General features: G+C 37.1%; 16 protein-coding genes. 4 read left to right on the forward strand and 12 right to left on the reverse strand.

Going from position 1 to position 15066, the window contains the following annotated elements; translation table 11 throughout:
- Positions 1 to 90: 90 nt before the first annotated feature.
- Together QUE72_RS07635 and QUE72_RS07640 are read left to right on the forward strand one after the other, a co-directional pair.
- Positions 91 to 1305, forward strand: a complete 1215-nt coding sequence (locus QUE72_RS07635) for a DUF418 domain-containing protein (protein ID WP_286272544.1) — start codon at positions 91 to 93, stop codon at positions 1303 to 1305.
- Positions 1306 to 1346: 41 nt separating this feature from the next.
- Positions 1347 to 1826 (forward strand): YybH family protein, encoded by a 480-nt coding sequence (locus QUE72_RS07640; RefSeq protein WP_286272546.1) that lies wholly within the window; start codon positions 1347 to 1349, stop codon positions 1824 to 1826.
- Between the two features lie 76 nt (positions 1827 to 1902).
- On the opposite strand, the gene QUE72_RS07645 is transcribed toward QUE72_RS07640, so the two are convergent.
- The 5 genes from QUE72_RS07645 to QUE72_RS07665 form a co-directional block, all read right to left on the reverse strand.
- Positions 1903 to 2202 carry a DUF6172 family protein gene (locus QUE72_RS07645; protein WP_286272548.1) on the reverse strand — a complete coding sequence of 100 codons (300 nt, stop codon included), beginning with the start codon at positions 2200 to 2202 and terminating at the stop codon, positions 1903 to 1905.
- 187 nt (positions 2203 to 2389) lie between these two features.
- Positions 2390 to 3013, reverse strand: a complete 624-nt coding sequence (locus tag QUE72_RS07650; RefSeq protein ID WP_286272550.1) for an SCO family protein — start codon at positions 3011 to 3013, stop codon at positions 2390 to 2392.
- On the reverse strand, positions 3006 to 3404 hold the full coding sequence (locus QUE72_RS07655) for a hypothetical protein (protein WP_074496575.1): 399 nt from the start codon (positions 3402 to 3404) through the stop codon (positions 3006 to 3008). The genes QUE72_RS07650 and QUE72_RS07655 overlap by 8 nt, the downstream gene beginning before the upstream one ends.
- A gap of 5 nt (positions 3405 to 3409) precedes the next feature.
- Entirely contained in the window at positions 3410 to 3967 is a 558-nt protein-coding gene (locus QUE72_RS07660; RefSeq protein WP_286272552.1) for a hypothetical protein, read from the reverse strand.
- Positions 3968 to 3977: 10 nt separating this feature from the next.
- Positions 3978 to 5186 carry an MFS transporter gene (locus QUE72_RS07665; protein WP_286272555.1) on the reverse strand — a complete coding sequence of 403 codons (1209 nt, stop codon included), beginning with the start codon at positions 5184 to 5186 and terminating at the stop codon, positions 3978 to 3980.
- A 159-nt stretch (positions 5187 to 5345) separates the two neighbouring features.
- Here QUE72_RS07665 and QUE72_RS07670 point away from each other — a divergent pair, with 159 nt between their 5' ends.
- Complete coding sequence (locus QUE72_RS07670; protein ID WP_286272556.1) at positions 5346 to 6317, forward strand: LysR family transcriptional regulator; 972 nt, start codon at positions 5346 to 5348, stop codon at positions 6315 to 6317.
- Positions 6318 to 6355: 38 nt separating this feature from the next.
- On the opposite strand, the gene QUE72_RS07675 is transcribed toward QUE72_RS07670, so the two are convergent.
- The 4 genes from QUE72_RS07675 to QUE72_RS07690 all read right to left on the reverse strand — a co-directional run bounded on the left by QUE72_RS07675 (position 6356) and on the right by QUE72_RS07690 (position 9747).
- Positions 6356 to 6775 (reverse strand): VF530 family protein, encoded by a 420-nt coding sequence (locus QUE72_RS07675; RefSeq protein WP_286272558.1) that lies wholly within the window; start codon positions 6773 to 6775, stop codon positions 6356 to 6358.
- A gap of 140 nt (positions 6776 to 6915) precedes the next feature.
- A complete protein-coding gene (locus QUE72_RS07680; RefSeq protein WP_286272559.1) occupies positions 6916 to 7671 on the reverse strand; it encodes a DUF4097 family beta strand repeat-containing protein in 756 nt (251 codons plus the stop codon).
- 85 nt (positions 7672 to 7756) lie between these two features.
- Positions 7757 to 8140, reverse strand: coding sequence for a hypothetical protein (locus QUE72_RS07685; protein ID WP_139302555.1), 384 nt, complete (start codon positions 8138 to 8140; stop codon positions 7757 to 7759).
- A 269-nt stretch (positions 8141 to 8409) separates the two neighbouring features.
- Entirely contained in the window at positions 8410 to 9747 is a 1338-nt protein-coding gene (locus tag QUE72_RS07690; protein ID WP_286272560.1) for a CsgG/HfaB family protein, read from the reverse strand.
- A gap of 270 nt (positions 9748 to 10017) precedes the next feature.
- Here QUE72_RS07690 and QUE72_RS07695 point away from each other — a divergent pair, with 270 nt between their 5' ends.
- The gene (locus tag QUE72_RS07695; protein WP_286272561.1) at positions 10018 to 12072 is read left to right on the forward strand and encodes a tetratricopeptide repeat protein; all 2055 of its coding nucleotides are present in this window, start codon (positions 10018 to 10020) and stop codon (positions 12070 to 12072) included.
- 315 nt (positions 12073 to 12387) lie between these two features.
- Here QUE72_RS07695 and QUE72_RS07700 read toward each other — a convergent pair whose 3' ends face one another.
- The 3 genes from QUE72_RS07700 to QUE72_RS07710 all read right to left on the reverse strand — a co-directional run bounded on the left by QUE72_RS07700 (position 12388) and on the right by QUE72_RS07710 (position 15064).
- Complete coding sequence (locus QUE72_RS07700) at positions 12388 to 13566, reverse strand: IS4 family transposase (protein ID WP_286269174.1); 1179 nt, start codon at positions 13564 to 13566, stop codon at positions 12388 to 12390.
- 357 nt (positions 13567 to 13923) lie between these two features.
- Positions 13924 to 14508, reverse strand: coding sequence for a flavin reductase family protein (locus tag QUE72_RS07705; RefSeq protein WP_322111099.1), 585 nt, complete (start codon positions 14506 to 14508; stop codon positions 13924 to 13926).
- A 163-nt stretch (positions 14509 to 14671) separates the two neighbouring features.
- Positions 14672 to 15064, reverse strand: coding sequence for a hypothetical protein (locus QUE72_RS07710; RefSeq protein ID WP_074496564.1), 393 nt, complete (start codon positions 15062 to 15064; stop codon positions 14672 to 14674).
- Between the last annotated feature and the right edge of the window lie 2 nt (positions 15065 to 15066).

Consider the following 15066-nt stretch of genomic DNA (forward strand, 5'->3'; position numbering starts at 1 on the left):
TCAAAAAAAGAACAAGAAATATCAGAAATTTTTCTTATATTTCATTATTATGTCTTTTGATATAGATGTAAATAAAAATAAGAGGACTACATGGAGTTTCAATCTCATCACCCTGTACAGACTAGCGATCGTTTGATTGCTATTGATCTTATTCGTGGTGTTGCTTTACTGGGTATTTTGATCATGAATATTCAAGCATTTTCGATGGCTTTTTCAGCGTATAGTAACCCTACAGCATATGGCGATCTTACAGGTGTTAACTATTATGTTTACTATGTTTCACATGTTTTTGCTAACCAAAAATTCATGACGATATTCTCGTTATTATTTGGCTGTAGTATAGTACTCATGGCTGATCATATAGTGAAAAAAGGTGGAAACGCGAGCAAGATTCACTATAAAAGAATGTTCATTTTAGCCGTGGTAGGTATTGCCCATGCCTATCTACTGTGGTTTGGCGATATTTTATTTCCCTATGCTATTGCAGGGGCGTTTGCTTATTTAGGGCGAAATCTAAAAGCGAGAACGCTGATCATTCTTGGGCTTGTGTTCATCGGTTTAAGCTCATTACTGATGTGGTTGGCGGGTATCTCTCTGCCGCATTGGGAACAAGCAGAAGTTGAAGCAATGCAATCGTTGTGGATGCCTACGGCTGAATATATTCAGCAAGATTTATCAAACAATCGTGCTTCGTGGCTAGGTCAAATGGACTCACGTCATATGATGGCGTCAAAAATGCAAACAAACATCATTTTTTATATTCCTCGTATTTTGGGGCTCATGTTTGTTGGTATGGCGCTTTATAAAATGAATTTTTTTGGTCAACGTTTTTCCAATAAGTCATTATTAATTGCTGGTGGGATAAGTTTTATTATTTCAACAATAGCGATCATTGTAGAACTTGAACAAAATTTCGCATTAAATTGGAAATTTGAATTGATGTTCCTCGGTATTCAATATAATTATTGGGGCAGCATTTTAATGGCATTTTCTTATATGTGCTTCTTACTTGTATTTTCTCGTTTGAATATACTACCTCTGCTGCAAAGTGCGATTACTAATGTAGGCAGAATGGCATTAACTAACTATTTGTCACATACCATTATTTGTTGCATTATTTTCTATGGTTGGGGGTTTGGTCTGTATGGTTCACTTGAACGAATTGAACAGTTCGCGGTTGTATTGGCTATTTGGCTATTTCAATTGGTTTTCTCAACATATTGGTTGAAACATTATCGCTTTGGACCATTTGAATGGGTTATGCGTTCATTAACCTATAATTCGCTACAGCCATTGAAAAAATAGCTATTTAATAGGTCACCAAGCACACTTTTAAAAGCAGGTATATGATGAAAAACCTACTAACAGGGTTGAGCATGTTACTTTTATCATTGATCAGCGTTATAACGTTGGCTGATGATAAGGCCTCTGATCGAGAGGCGATAACCGCTCAAGCAAAAGCATTCTCTCAAGCATATGTTGATGGCGATATTGAAACGATTATGGCTATTTATAGTACTGAAGCTAAGATTGTTGATGTTAATGACAACATTGAAAGTAACATTGATGCTATACGCCATTTTTGGACTGCAAACCCGAATAGTAAATGGCAAATAAAGTGGCATAAAACAACATCAACAGAATTAATCATTGAAGGCAATATGGCCAGTGATATTGGCTATTATTCTGGGATGTCAATGCACGAAGATGGCAGGGAAGTTGAGTTTGGTGGAGCTTATGTTATCGTTTGGCGTAAAGTTGATGGTATTTGGCGCATGCATCTTGATATGTGGAATAACATTGATAATGAGTCGTTAAAACAGTAAATTAATACATTGACAATCCTTTGGCGACTTATCAACCGAAAACAGTGTCAATGTTTCACCTTTCTTTAAGTAGTGGTTATTCTTCGCCACTACTTTTCGCTGTTCTATAACCCGGTTTCGCAAGAATCTCAATATAAAAGCTTTTCAAATTATGATCAGCAGCATGATCAATTGATTTGTTCAATTGAGACACATGAATCATATCGGCAGTGGCTTCTGTTGTTCCATATTTACAATCAAAATCCCAGTAATCAGCATCAGTAGGAAGCTGTTTATTTCTTTCTCGTTTTAAATATTTTTTTACTTCAAATTTTATTGCGTCTACAAGACGTGGTGTTTTGATTTTTTCATGTTCTAAAGAAAACGTTTTTTTCATGTGTAACCTTAAAGCTATAATTAAAGGGGTGATGGAACCTCTTAACAAGGGGGTATTCTAACATACTAAGGAGCTTTCAGTTAGCTGCAAATATTTCTTTGAATCCGTTTATAAAAAAAGTAGTTACTTCTATCGCATAAAATAATGTGCTTCATTTGTTTTTGCCTTGAGGGCACTTAACGACCATTTATAGCACGGCTGATATTGCCATTTTTTGTAGCAGCTCATCGGCAATGTTTGCTGCAGAGAATCCTGGCGAAAACCTTCCTCTGAGCTCTCCCTTAGGCCCAATGATTGAAAGCAATATTGAGTGGGCTACGGTATAATTTTGCCCAGTTTTTGACACGTTGAACTGTATACCCAGACTGTCAGTTAATGCCGTTAATTGGCGTTTACTGCCTGACACACCAACAAAGTTAGGATTAAAATATTTAACAAAATAGCCTAAGTTCTTAATACTAACTCGCTCATGATCTACTGAAACGAAAACAAAGTTTATTGGGTGAGCTACTTCTTGTTCGGAAAGCTGCTGCGCAAGTAACGACATTTGAAATAAACTTGTCGGGCATATATCTGCACATTTACTATAACCAAATAACACTATGGTCCAATGTTTATGCAATGAGTGGTTATTGAACGTCCCTAAGTCAGACATTAAGGTAAAGGTATTTATTGGTCGTGGGTTATCTAGCCATTCAATTGTTGATTTTTTAACATAATGTCTATGTTTATTTAAAGAGAAATTTGAAGCAATTATTATGCTTACAGTTATGCCAAAGAAGCAACAAAGAAAGAATGCCCATTTACGCATTTTTAGACGTTCTATGCGTTAAGTAAATTAATCCAATGGCAATCATTGCGGGGAAAATAACACCAGCAAAGTCATCAATTAGCGCTTCTGGATTACAAATACCTGCATAGACTTCCCAGATATGAAATATTGCGTGACCAGTGAGCCAAAGCGTGGGAACAACCCATAGATCAACGCTATGTTTTTTTAAAAGTGCTCCGTAAATAAAGGCAATGCCAATTAATAGGTAGATGATGCCAATATCTCTAATGAAGTGTTGGTTAAATGGTCCACGATCAGGTACACCAGGCACTAACCAATACCAAGTGTCTGGACTAAATGTCATTAAAACGCCATTAACGAAGGCAAATAACCCAAGCAAAATAGCAGTAAACATTATTGATATTTTCATCTAGTTTACTCCTCTATTGTCTGTAAAGTTGAATTAGGTATGAGAGGTTTACTGTTTATTTTTATTTGTTGGCATGCTTTTCCGTAACCTAGAGAGTATTTTAATGTGGGGTAAACACGAGTTGAACTAATAGCATAGGCAATCGCTATAAGAGCTTTATTGCCCCATAGCATTATTATTTTTTCGCGTAATTCATCAGCTGTTGGGTCATGAGTTAATACCTTCTCAGTATACTGAACAATTAATGCAGTTTCTTCCGACAGACTTGTTAAGTCATTAATTATGATAGCTTCAATCGTACTTGTTGGAATTTCAGCTTCAAGAGCCATATTTACCATTAACTGAGTGCATGAGCCGCAATCATCCCAAAGAATAGTGCGAATTCTTGCTGCATATAATAGCTCATTAGCAAGCGTGCCTTTATGTGATGACATAGTTTGAAAGCACATAAACTTAATAAAAGCAGCGAAGTCAGTGTGCAATATGCTTTGCATATAGCTTACATCATAGTTGTATCGGTTTTTCATCGCCAACAACATCTTATTGCATATATATCGAAACATCTTACTATCCTTATTGTTCTAACGTTAATGGGCTTGTTTCTGGGCGCTTAATAGGAACCTTTTTACACGTCTTATCTGCTTTACTCGCTGTTTTGTATAGTAATATCCCGCTGATAACAAACAACAATACACAGGTATAGAGCATGGTATTGAAGTCATTTCGCTCAACTAACATAGAGGCAAGCATAGGCCCGCTTGCGATACCCAATGAAGAGGCAACTGCAGACATTGCGGCAAGTCTGCCACTGTTATCAAACTGTGCTGTCATGGCAAGTAAATATGCTAATAATGCTGGCCATGAAAAAAACAGTAAGGCTAATGCGATCACAAATGATAATGAAGTGTTCAGAGTTGCTAACAAGACGGCAGCTGTAATTGAAGCAATTATTCCAATAATTAAGGGAGGTCTTCGACCAAAGCGGTTACCTGAAATTACCGGCATTAGTGCACCAAGTAACCCTAATAATCCTGTTGTTGCAATGTAAATATTTGTACTGTTATGACTAATGTTAGCGTGTAAGCCGATAAGTCCGCTGTAGGCATATATAGCACTTGCTGCTGTTTGATAAAGAAATATTGATAACAACAATAACGTTGAATACTTACTAAAGATAAGGCCGACTGAATTTTGCAGATTCGTTGCTTTTATCTTTGTTAATTTAGGGACTATTAGTACAAACAAAAGACTGAGCATGGAAATGCTTGCCATAATATAGAAAACTGTAAACGTGCCTAGTATAGGCTCTAAAGTTGGTAATAGACCGATGACTAGCGCACCTATCAAGAATTGGATAAATAGCAGAAAGCCAAATGCACGATCGGGGTTTTGTAAACGCGCTAATACAGAAAATACTATACCAGTACAAACCCCACCAATAACGCCTGCCATTAAGCGCCAGCTCAACATTAACGAGTATCCATTGATTCGAGAAGTGCCTAAATCAATCAGAACTAATAAAGCTAAACAGGCAAATGTTGCTTTGCGCCATGCGATATGACGTACTAGAAAAATAGCGATCATACTCCCAAATATACCGCCATAGCTGTTTGAAGCGACGATTTGCCCTGCGTCACTACTGCTATAAGAAACATTAACGGCTAATGCGTTTACTACACCGGGTAAAAAATTAATGTAGGCAAGGCCAGCCATAGCAATGAAGGCAAGCAAAAAGTAAGTGAAAAGGCTATTTTTTTCTGTTCTATTTAAATGAGTATTCACCGATTTTATTCCTTTCTGGGTTGAACTCAGGATGAAAAATGAGATATTAATGCATTGGAATACAGAGAAAAATAGACGGAATAACCATACTATAGTGAATGTTTTTCATGAACGTTTCTTGTTACTATGAGAAGATTAAACACTGAGATAAGTATGTGAATGGACAAATTACGGTCTTTAGAGATATTTTTAGCAACTTATGATCATGGTAGCTTTGCAGCAGCGGCAAGAGCATGTAATACCGACCCATCAACCGTTAGTAAAGCTGTTCATCGCTTAGAACTGCAACTCGGGTTAACGTTATTTCAGCGTTCCACAAGAAAGTTAAGCATTACCGCAGCAGGAGAAAGGTACGCACACACTGTTAGGAAAATGACTAAAGAGCTAGCAATATGTGAAGATGAATTAAAATATTCAAACAATACGCCTAGCGGTAAACTATGTATTAGTGCAGCGGTTTGTTACGGACATTTGTATATTCGGCCGCTTATAAGTGCCTTTTGTGAGCAATACCCTGAGATAGAATTAGTACTTGAAATTAATGATTTACATGTGGATATTATCGAAAATAATATTGACCTAGCGATTCGTACAGGCTTTGTTAAAGATAGCCGTTTGGTTGCAAGATGTGTGAGCCCGATGGACTTTCTTACCTGTGCATCCCCACAATATTTAGCTAATCATGGTACACCAGGTTGTTCAGATGATTTTCATCAACACCAATGGATAGGCTTTCGTATAAAAGAAACACAACAGTTACAACCTATTTTATTACCTAATAGCCAAGGAGAATACAGACCGTTTTCATTGAAACGAAGCCATATTACCGATGATGGTGAAACTATGGCTCATATGTGTGTTGATGGTTTAGGATTTGCCCAACTACCGCATTTTCTCGCAAAAGAAGGGTTGCAAAATGGCAGTCTTGTTTCTCTTTATCCGTGTTATAGAGCCCCTCAACCTGAGAGTGGCGTATTTGTTATTTATCCTAAACGCGATTTCCTACCCGCTAAGGTAAGAGTATTTATTGATTTTCTCACACATTATTTAGACGAAATAGGTGAAAGTGCTAACCACACTTGGGCAAAAAACTGGCCCCCGTTGATAGCGTTTTCTAATGAGGGTAAGTAAGGTTGATATGCCAATGAAAGATAGCTTTCATTGGCCCATTAGCTGTTTCCCCATGGATTGAACTTACCGGTATTGCGCTTTTCTGCTCTTTGCCTGGTTTTTTCTGCGCGTTTTAATCTCAGGTTTTCTGCATCTTCAAAGCTTAATTCAGCCGGTTCTTTAGGGTTTTCATTGTTGGGAATTATGCGTTCGCGCGGCGGTTTCTCAAATTCTCGATCACTTGCTCGTGGTAAATTTTTATATTGATATAGGTAGAATGATTCAACTTTTTCTCTCGCCCATTGTGTTTTCTTTAAAAACTTTACACTGGCATTAATGCTAGGGTTTTTATTGAAACAATTAATATTGAGGTAAGCATAAAGCAAAGGAAACCCATAATGATCAACAATTTCATTCAGCACAGTTGTTAAACTTGTACCATGAAGTGGGTTAGTTAAATAGGGATTTTCGTTGGTCATAAAAATGATTTACTAGCATAATTTGCGCGAAGTATAGTTCAAGCGCGCGTGTATTTATATCTTTAAGGTTACTCTTTTTTATTTTTCTTAAAGAGCGGTTGTGAATACACGCGATATTAACGTTAACGACTTACACTCTGTTAAAAAGTGTTGTTACCATTCATGTTAACCTTCTCGGCAATATTTTTGATATTGACAGAGCCTGAACCGTCATCGACTAAAGTAAAGCTTTTGGCTTGATCGACGTTAATACTGCCTGAACCATCCGAAATAGAAACTTCTTGTTTGACATTTTTCACATCAATACTGCCTGAACCATCATCTATGGTAACAAACCCTTGTATCGATTTAGCTGTGATAGAGCCAGAACCATCATTTATCGTTAGTGAGCCTTGGATTGATTCTACGGTAATTTCTCCAGAGCCATCGCTTATGTTTACATCGCCGTCAATAAAAGAAATATCAATACTGCCAGAGCCATCGTTTATGTTGGCGGATTTTACATTTGTTAGGGTTATTGGGCCTGAACCATCTTGAATATTTACTGAGAATCGACTAGGTAATTGCAATGCTAAATCAATTCGTGTGCTTTCATTAAAACCTTTATTTTTGGAAGTTAACATCGCGTAAGCATTTTCATTTGTTAATGATAATTGATAATTATCGTGAGCCTCTTTTTGATAAATTTGGGCAACTACTTTGATGATATTAGTGTCACTTCCGGTTATTGATAAAGAGCCTGAACCCACATCTATTTTAATTTTTTGTATGCTATCGGCGTCAAGTTGTAAGGTTTTTGTGTCTTGTAAGGTTAAAGAAGAGTGCCAGTTAGCTAAGGTTGAGAAGGCAATTATAGCCGTGGCAATTAAGGCTGTTATTGGTTGTAGAAGTTTCATTTTAATCCTAATACTTATTATGTTTTATAATTAAGTAACGAGAAATGATAAAAAGGTTTAAACCGATTTACAAAAATTATACTTTTTAGCCTGATAGTTTTTCAATCGCTTTCATTTTTTTGTCTATTAACTCAATTAATGTACCAGTTAATGTCATTAATTGAGTTTCAAGTAACTTGCGTGTTTCTTCTGCTTGTGTTGATTTTTCGTACTGTAATTCAGTGAGTTTACGCTGTGCTTCTTTTATTTGTTCTTTGACTTCTTTAATGAGTTTATTGAGTTGGGTAATTTCACTGTCTTGAGGTTCGGTTTCTGTTTTATCAGTTTGGTTTTCAATGATTTGTTCACCCAATTTTTTGCCGATTTCTTGCTGTTCTTTTTCAAACTTTTCAAGTGCCTCTGCTGAAATAGATACGCGTGTGCTTGGTATACTATTAGAATGACTATCCGCAATATTAATATTTGTCACACTGTTATCTTGTCTAACACTTCTAAGTGATGACAACTGAGTTGATAGCGAAGATGAAACGTTTAAGGTGTTCATATCAATAGTAATGGATTTGAATATGCGTTTACTTGTTATCGGCAAAGAATAAACTTTCTTTACATGTTATTTATTTCAGTAGTGGAACTTGGTTGAGCTGAGAAAATATCTAGGCGTTTAAAATGATTAAGCCATAAGGTTTGAGAAAGTAACCAGTAGCCAGTGAAGGCTACTGGTTATCGAGAGATTAAGAGTTAATGATTAAATAATGACTCTTCGGTGATTAACTCAATAGAGTTTAATACATTAGCAAAGCTATCAGTTAATGAATCACTGTTTAGTACGTTTTGACGGTGCATTTCGAAAAGCTTGTTATATTTTTTGATTTTCTTTCCGAGCACTCTCCAAGCTTGTTTCTTGGCGCCCATCGGCCAAGATTCAAGTTCTATTTTACTCGTCGCTAATCGACTTGAGAACATATTCATCGCTCCAAGTGCCATCTGTCTATGCTGTGAATTAGAATCAGCACTTGAGATAGTTGCTAAGCCCGATGCCACTTCAGATGCTTGTTTTAATGCGTCATAATAATCTTTCATCGCATCTTCGTCGTATTCATCAACTTCAAAATCATATTGTCTATCGCGCACAACATTATGCGTTTGTACGGCGGTATGATGTGTCACAACGGTTGGCTCGGGTTGAACTTCAACAATGGTTGCGCTTGCTGTCGCTTGTGGTGTTGGGTCATCAGCACCGCCAACGGTAAGCATGCCTCCTTTACCTAGCCCCCCTTTAACTTGCTGTGCTTTATAATTTCGCAGCGCTTTAACCATTTGGTTATATGAATCTGCAAATGCTGCAGTGATTATTTTACCTTCGGGAGAGTTACTAAACCCACTTGCTCCTGCAAAACCACCTGAAAACAGTCCACCAAAAAAACTAAAATCGTAATTACCCGCGTTTCCAACGGCGGCTGAAACTTGAACACCTGATCTATTGTCTATAAGTAATAATGTTGTGGCTGCTTCATTTTTGCTTAAACCGCCGCCAATAATGGAACCGAAAGACCCTAATAATGATGCGCCAACGGCTTTTAATCCTTGCGTACCTTGTGCTGAAAATTGTATTTCAGGACTTATGGTGTAATCTGCTGCTACCATTTGACCACCACCTAGATTACTGCCTTGCCTAAGTTGTCCTGATTGCATGAGTTGGCGTTCTCGGTTCATGGCATTCATAGCCTTGCCACGCTCAACGACAACAAAACAATTAGACTGTTGTATCATTAATCTAACAACAGGGAGCGTACTGCCGAGTTTTGGGTATCTGCGTCGATAATCATGCCACCATGCTAAAGAAGTATCTTCAAAGACCGATAAGGTACCTAAAGGTATGGTACATTTTTCTAATCCTGCATTGTCATTTTCTGCGTTACTACCTGCAGCACCACCGCTCACAACATTACCACTTGAGCCTCCCATTTTAGGTGAAGTGGACATACAGCCTATTAACGTGATAGAGATGCTACAAACTACAATTAGCTTTTTTAAATTGAAAGGGGTAGTAAGGATTTTGATATTTTTATTCGCCATGTTCATTTCTCCATTGAAAAGCTTTAATCCTTGCGATTTATCTAAAGATAATAAATAAATCGAGTGTTAATTATATTGAGAACAAAACGTTAGCATTTCGTTAAAAAAGAGGCATCGATAGATAACGGAATTTATCGACAGTTAACGCTATTTAACGATAATTTATATATTTAAAACAGAATCTTTTTGGTTTAATATTAAACAGATCTTGAGTGGTGATTAAATAGCTATAACGCTTTATTTAGTTTATACCAAAGGAATGTTCACGGAATGAAAGAAAAAGTACAGCGTAAAAGAGGGATCAAAGCGTCTCGTGTAAAACTTGAACACGCACTGTTTGCAGCAGGCTTTAAAACTCAAGCGGCTTTAGCTGAACATATTGCTAATATTGAGCAACTCGAAAGTGCGCCTAAAGATATGGTTAATCGTGTTTTTAGGGAAAAAGCCGTGTCTGCGGCATCAATTGAACGAATTGCCGCTGCGTTAAATGTTGATGCTTACACTTTATATTTAACACAAGAAGACTCTTTATCACCGAGTACGGTATTGGTAGATGGAGCAAACGATTCATCAGTTGAATTTATAAAAAATCGTAACAGTCTACAATTTTGGATTGCAGTTGTGATTGGTGTTTTTTTAGTGATTATTGTTTTGTGGCAAGGGACAAAGCCTTCGGTAGAAAATTATATTTCGCAAACTAAAAACAAAGTTGTAGATAACACAGCTTTCACTAAACAATACCGCTCGATGACAGAAAAAGGATTAACACCTGCTATCGCATTTTATGCAAAACCTGAACTTGAATCAGTACTTGTCAGCTTACGTCATCAATTAGAAAATGACTTTAATATAGTTGCTGACACTATTATTAGCTCTCCTGAAACGATACTTCCTAGCGAACAAATTACCCTAAAACAAGTTGATTTTACATTGAGTTTACAAAGCCGTCAGTTTGGTCGGCATATTTTAGTGGAAACGTTTTTAGCAAATGAACAGCAAAAAGTGTTAATAAATCAACACTTTTTTATTAGTAAGGCTTTGTTTTTAGAACCTACATTATTGACAAAAAAGCTCGTTGAACCGATCCAAACACGTGTTACAGGTCAAACTTCTACAATAGAACAAAATAATGTCGTTGATAGTACCGCAGCGATGTTTTATCTAGAGGGAATAGCTTGGCTAGATGAATCTTATGATCTAAATAAAATTAAAATGGCACAAGGTCGTTTTCTCAATGCTATACAAATAAATCCACGCTTTGCTCGTGCTCATGCTGGTTTATGTCAAGCGTATATTTTTGAAAGCTGGAGCGGAGATGAAAAGCATTTATTGGCCCAAGCAACTAAACATTGCCAAATAGCAATAGACATTGATCCTAATTCTACGAACGCTATTGCTGCAGAAACATTCCTAATGCGCCGCACAGGCAGATTAGCAGAAGCTATTCAAAGATTACTCTCACTGCCAAATAAAAATGCCGAATTAAACTATGAATTAGCGTATGCACAATTTGAACAGTTTAGACAATTGGGTCTAGATAAAGAGTCGTTAGATACTGCGAGACAATCAACTTTACAGGCTATTCGTCAAGATGAACATATGTGGAAGTATTATCTGCTATTAGGGTTAATTGAATGGACAGATGGTCATACAGAACGAGCGATTTTAGCTTATGAAAAAGCTGCTCAATATAATCAAAGCGATGTGGTTTTAGCAAATTTAGGTACGCTAAATTATTGCGTAGGAAATATTGAAAGTGCAAAAGGTTATTATCATCAAACGTTATCAAAAAAACCTGATTCATACTTAGCATTAGAGCAACTTAGTATGTTGCATTACTTTGCCGGTGAATACCCCAAAGCTATCGAATTACGCTTACAAGCTATTGCATTAGCGGGCGAAGCCGGAATTCATCAAATATGGGGAGGGCTTGCTGATATGTATGTTGCTAATAATCAGCACAATGAAGCGATTAATGCTTATCAAAAAGCACTAGCGGTTATTGATCGAGACTTTGCTAGGGGCAATGAAACGATTAACGATAAAGTGTATCAATTGTATTATTCAGTGCGTATAGCAAAAGAAAACGGGATGAAGCAACTATCTGAAAGTGACTTGTTAACACGCATAGAACCTTTATCGTCAAGAAGTGATAGTTTAGATTTATCAACTAAAGTTAGAGTGGGATTGTTATATGCGTACGTATCTAAAGATGATAAGGCACAATTGTATTTATCTAAAGCAATAGAAAAATGTCCTATTTATCAGCAATTGCCTGAATTAAAAGCAGATGATAACCAGTTTGTTTTTAAAACCCAGTTGTAGGTACTTGCGAGTAAAACGTTAGGGTCATCGAGATTAAGTTTTGTTGAACTCACGTATCTTTGAAGAAATACGAGGTTATCAACATGCTTGCTAATTTTGCATTTTGATGAGTAATACCAATTCGCATAAATATTCGATCATTCAACGAGAATTAAACGCTTTAGAGGCACGGCGTTGATTGCAAAGAATGGTTATTCAGGAGAACGTGCTCCTACGTTCTCTAATAAGCTACATCCTTGTAGCGTCCTTTTCAAAATCAACAACACAGGCTATGAAGCGTTTAAACTCGCCCTTTGGGCTGACGGATCCCCATTTTTATATAACTGAACATATTTGATAATAAGCTAAAAAGTTTTCTCGACTTTTCTGTAGATAGTGATTTTTAATTTTGTGGAGTCTATGCCGAATTACTTGCTTCGCCAATGTAAGAAACGATAGAACTCTGCGGTGTTTTATCGTATTAGCCTGAAACATTATTTGCCAATTGCGCTGCTCCGCTTCAAAGCCAACAAACCAAAGTAATAGACTGGCTAAACATGCAATTAAGCACAAGGCACTCATTCGCCTTACGCCTTGTGTTTTACTAAACCGCCACGAAAAGCCATATTGTTGGCTTTTGTCATCGCGAAAGTTTTGCTCAATTTGCATCCTTTTACTGTACAACTTAATTACTTGATCACTAGTGAGTGTATTATCTGATGTTGCGAGTAACCATGGCTCATGAGCATGCCGTCGATACATGCGAGTATCTTTAGTAAAACGGCTATTCCCTTTTCGTCCTTTGTATTTTCCTTTGTACAAATGGAGAAATGCATCACATGCTGTTGGACTGTGTTGAGTAACCCTCGCTTTGCCAAGTCGAGTTGGTTGACAGCTCGCTCCCTGATGAAAGGCAGGGAGTTTTTCCCAAGTATTTTTACCTTCTAACTTACATGTCATCGTGCCTCTGAGACGGCCAATAAAGTGCCATCCTAATGAACGGACTTTAGTATACCAAGGAGTAAGAAAACCACCATCTGACAAAATATAAACGGACCGGTGTTCACCAATAACTTGAAGGAGGTTGTCTAAAAATCTGGCATTGGTTTCTGGCGTATCAAAATCTTTTAATTCAACAACCATGTTGTAAAGCACTAAAGAACGGCCGTCAACGAGTAAACTCGCTCTAAGCAGGTGGTAATCTGAACGACAACAACCACTCCAGTCCACTGCAATGGCTAAATAAGGCAAGTTGCTAATGATTGGTTTGGCCAACGAAGCGTATATTTCAACTTGTTGGTTAAACAAATGCTCGTTATTAAGAAAACGATCAACCCTTTTTATTTTATGCTTAATGTTCGCACGTCCAGCTAAGTAACGCCCCAAACTTGTTAAGGTTAATCTATCAGACGCTATAAGTGCTTCAGAGCATGCTTTAAGTGTCTTCATTCTCGCTTGATTGAAATTCGATAAGGACTTATCAAAGAAGTTATGGCAAAGTAAGGATTCAGGCATAGCATTTTACTCTTATTTTTGTTTTGGCGAACTAATAAGATCATAAAATGTTGTGCCTGTCATTTTTTGGGGATTCGTCAGCCCTTTGGGAGCGTGTTAGAGGCGCGATAATTGCGCAAAACGTGTTTGATGTAGAACAACTATACCTGCACACGTTTCGTTTATTCTCCCACCGCTGACATCGCTCTGAACTGACTTAATCTTTATGCGAATTGGTATGAATGTTAACTCTCAAGTTCGAATATAAACACTCTTGATGATAACAGATTCATAGAGTGAGATAGACAAATGGAAAGTGAAAGGTGCTACTTTCCATTTGTCATTTTAGTCAATAAATGCAGTATGATTGTTAAGCGATTAATCAGGTCGATTTTTCTTGAACGGTTGGGTGATCCCTGAGTACTCATTAGCGCCTAATCTTGCTAAAGGCGCTATTTTTTCAGCATGGATTGTCATCCTTTCATTGCTTGAGGAGACCACGTTATCATTGAGAAAAAGTGTTTTTACCTCGACAAATATTAAGCTTTGAGGTGTGTTCCCAATTTCTTTAATTTCATATAATTCACAACCATACGCGATATCACACTGTGCTAGTCTAGGAAGGTCAAATTGATCAAAGGTCGTTGTGTTGAGTAAATTCGTGTCAATTTCTGCTAACTCTGATTCACCATGCGCTAATGTAGCAGCGGTTTGTGTGACGAGTGATGCTTGGCTTTCACTAGCAATGTGTATGACAATTCTTTGATTTTCTAGAATATTCGTTAATGTATCTTTTACTTCACCATGAGGTTTTTTGCCAACAGATATCATTAAAAGCGCCGGTTCACTACTTATCGCAGTAAAATATGAAAAAGGAGCGAGATTTAATACTTGGCGAGTAGTGCCTAAATTTGAAGCGGTTAGTGCCCATGCTATTGGTCTTGGGATCACTGTCTGTGTCATGAAATGGTATCGTTGGTTAGCAGAGAAATCGGAAAAATTTATAAGCATAATAATGAATAAATAACTGTAGATGAATGTATTGATTTATAACAAGTTAGTTTTTGTGTTACCACCATAAATTGTAAATTTGTTAACACGATGCAAGTTATTCAATATTTTTGTCTTATGAATGACAATTTTGTAGTTCTAATTTTAGCCAGTTTAGTGCGCACTCTCTTCCTAGCTGATAACCATCAAATGTTTTCATGTTTAACTTATCGACTGATCTTGCATGGGCCAGTATGTTCGTTTGTTTGGCGTCGAAAGGGTGATAATGTACTATCGCAAAAGCGGCAATATTGCTTAATGACCCTATGCATAACTGTGCTTCGGGCGTATAGGTATAGCGATTAATTTTGTTGACTAAGATGCCTAGTTTATTTGAATAATGTTGCTGTAAAAACGTTTCGTATTCTTCTACCATCTCTAAAGTAAACGTTACATTATTATTGACGATCACTTCCGCAGTATTTTCGGAAAGTTTTTTGATATAACCAAAGCTCAAGCGGTACAACATGG

Origin of the sequence: Thalassotalea hakodatensis, assembly GCF_030295995.1 — a bacterium.
GTDB classification, from domain to species: Bacteria; Pseudomonadota; Gammaproteobacteria; order Enterobacterales; family Alteromonadaceae; genus Thalassotalea_C; species Thalassotalea_C hakodatensis.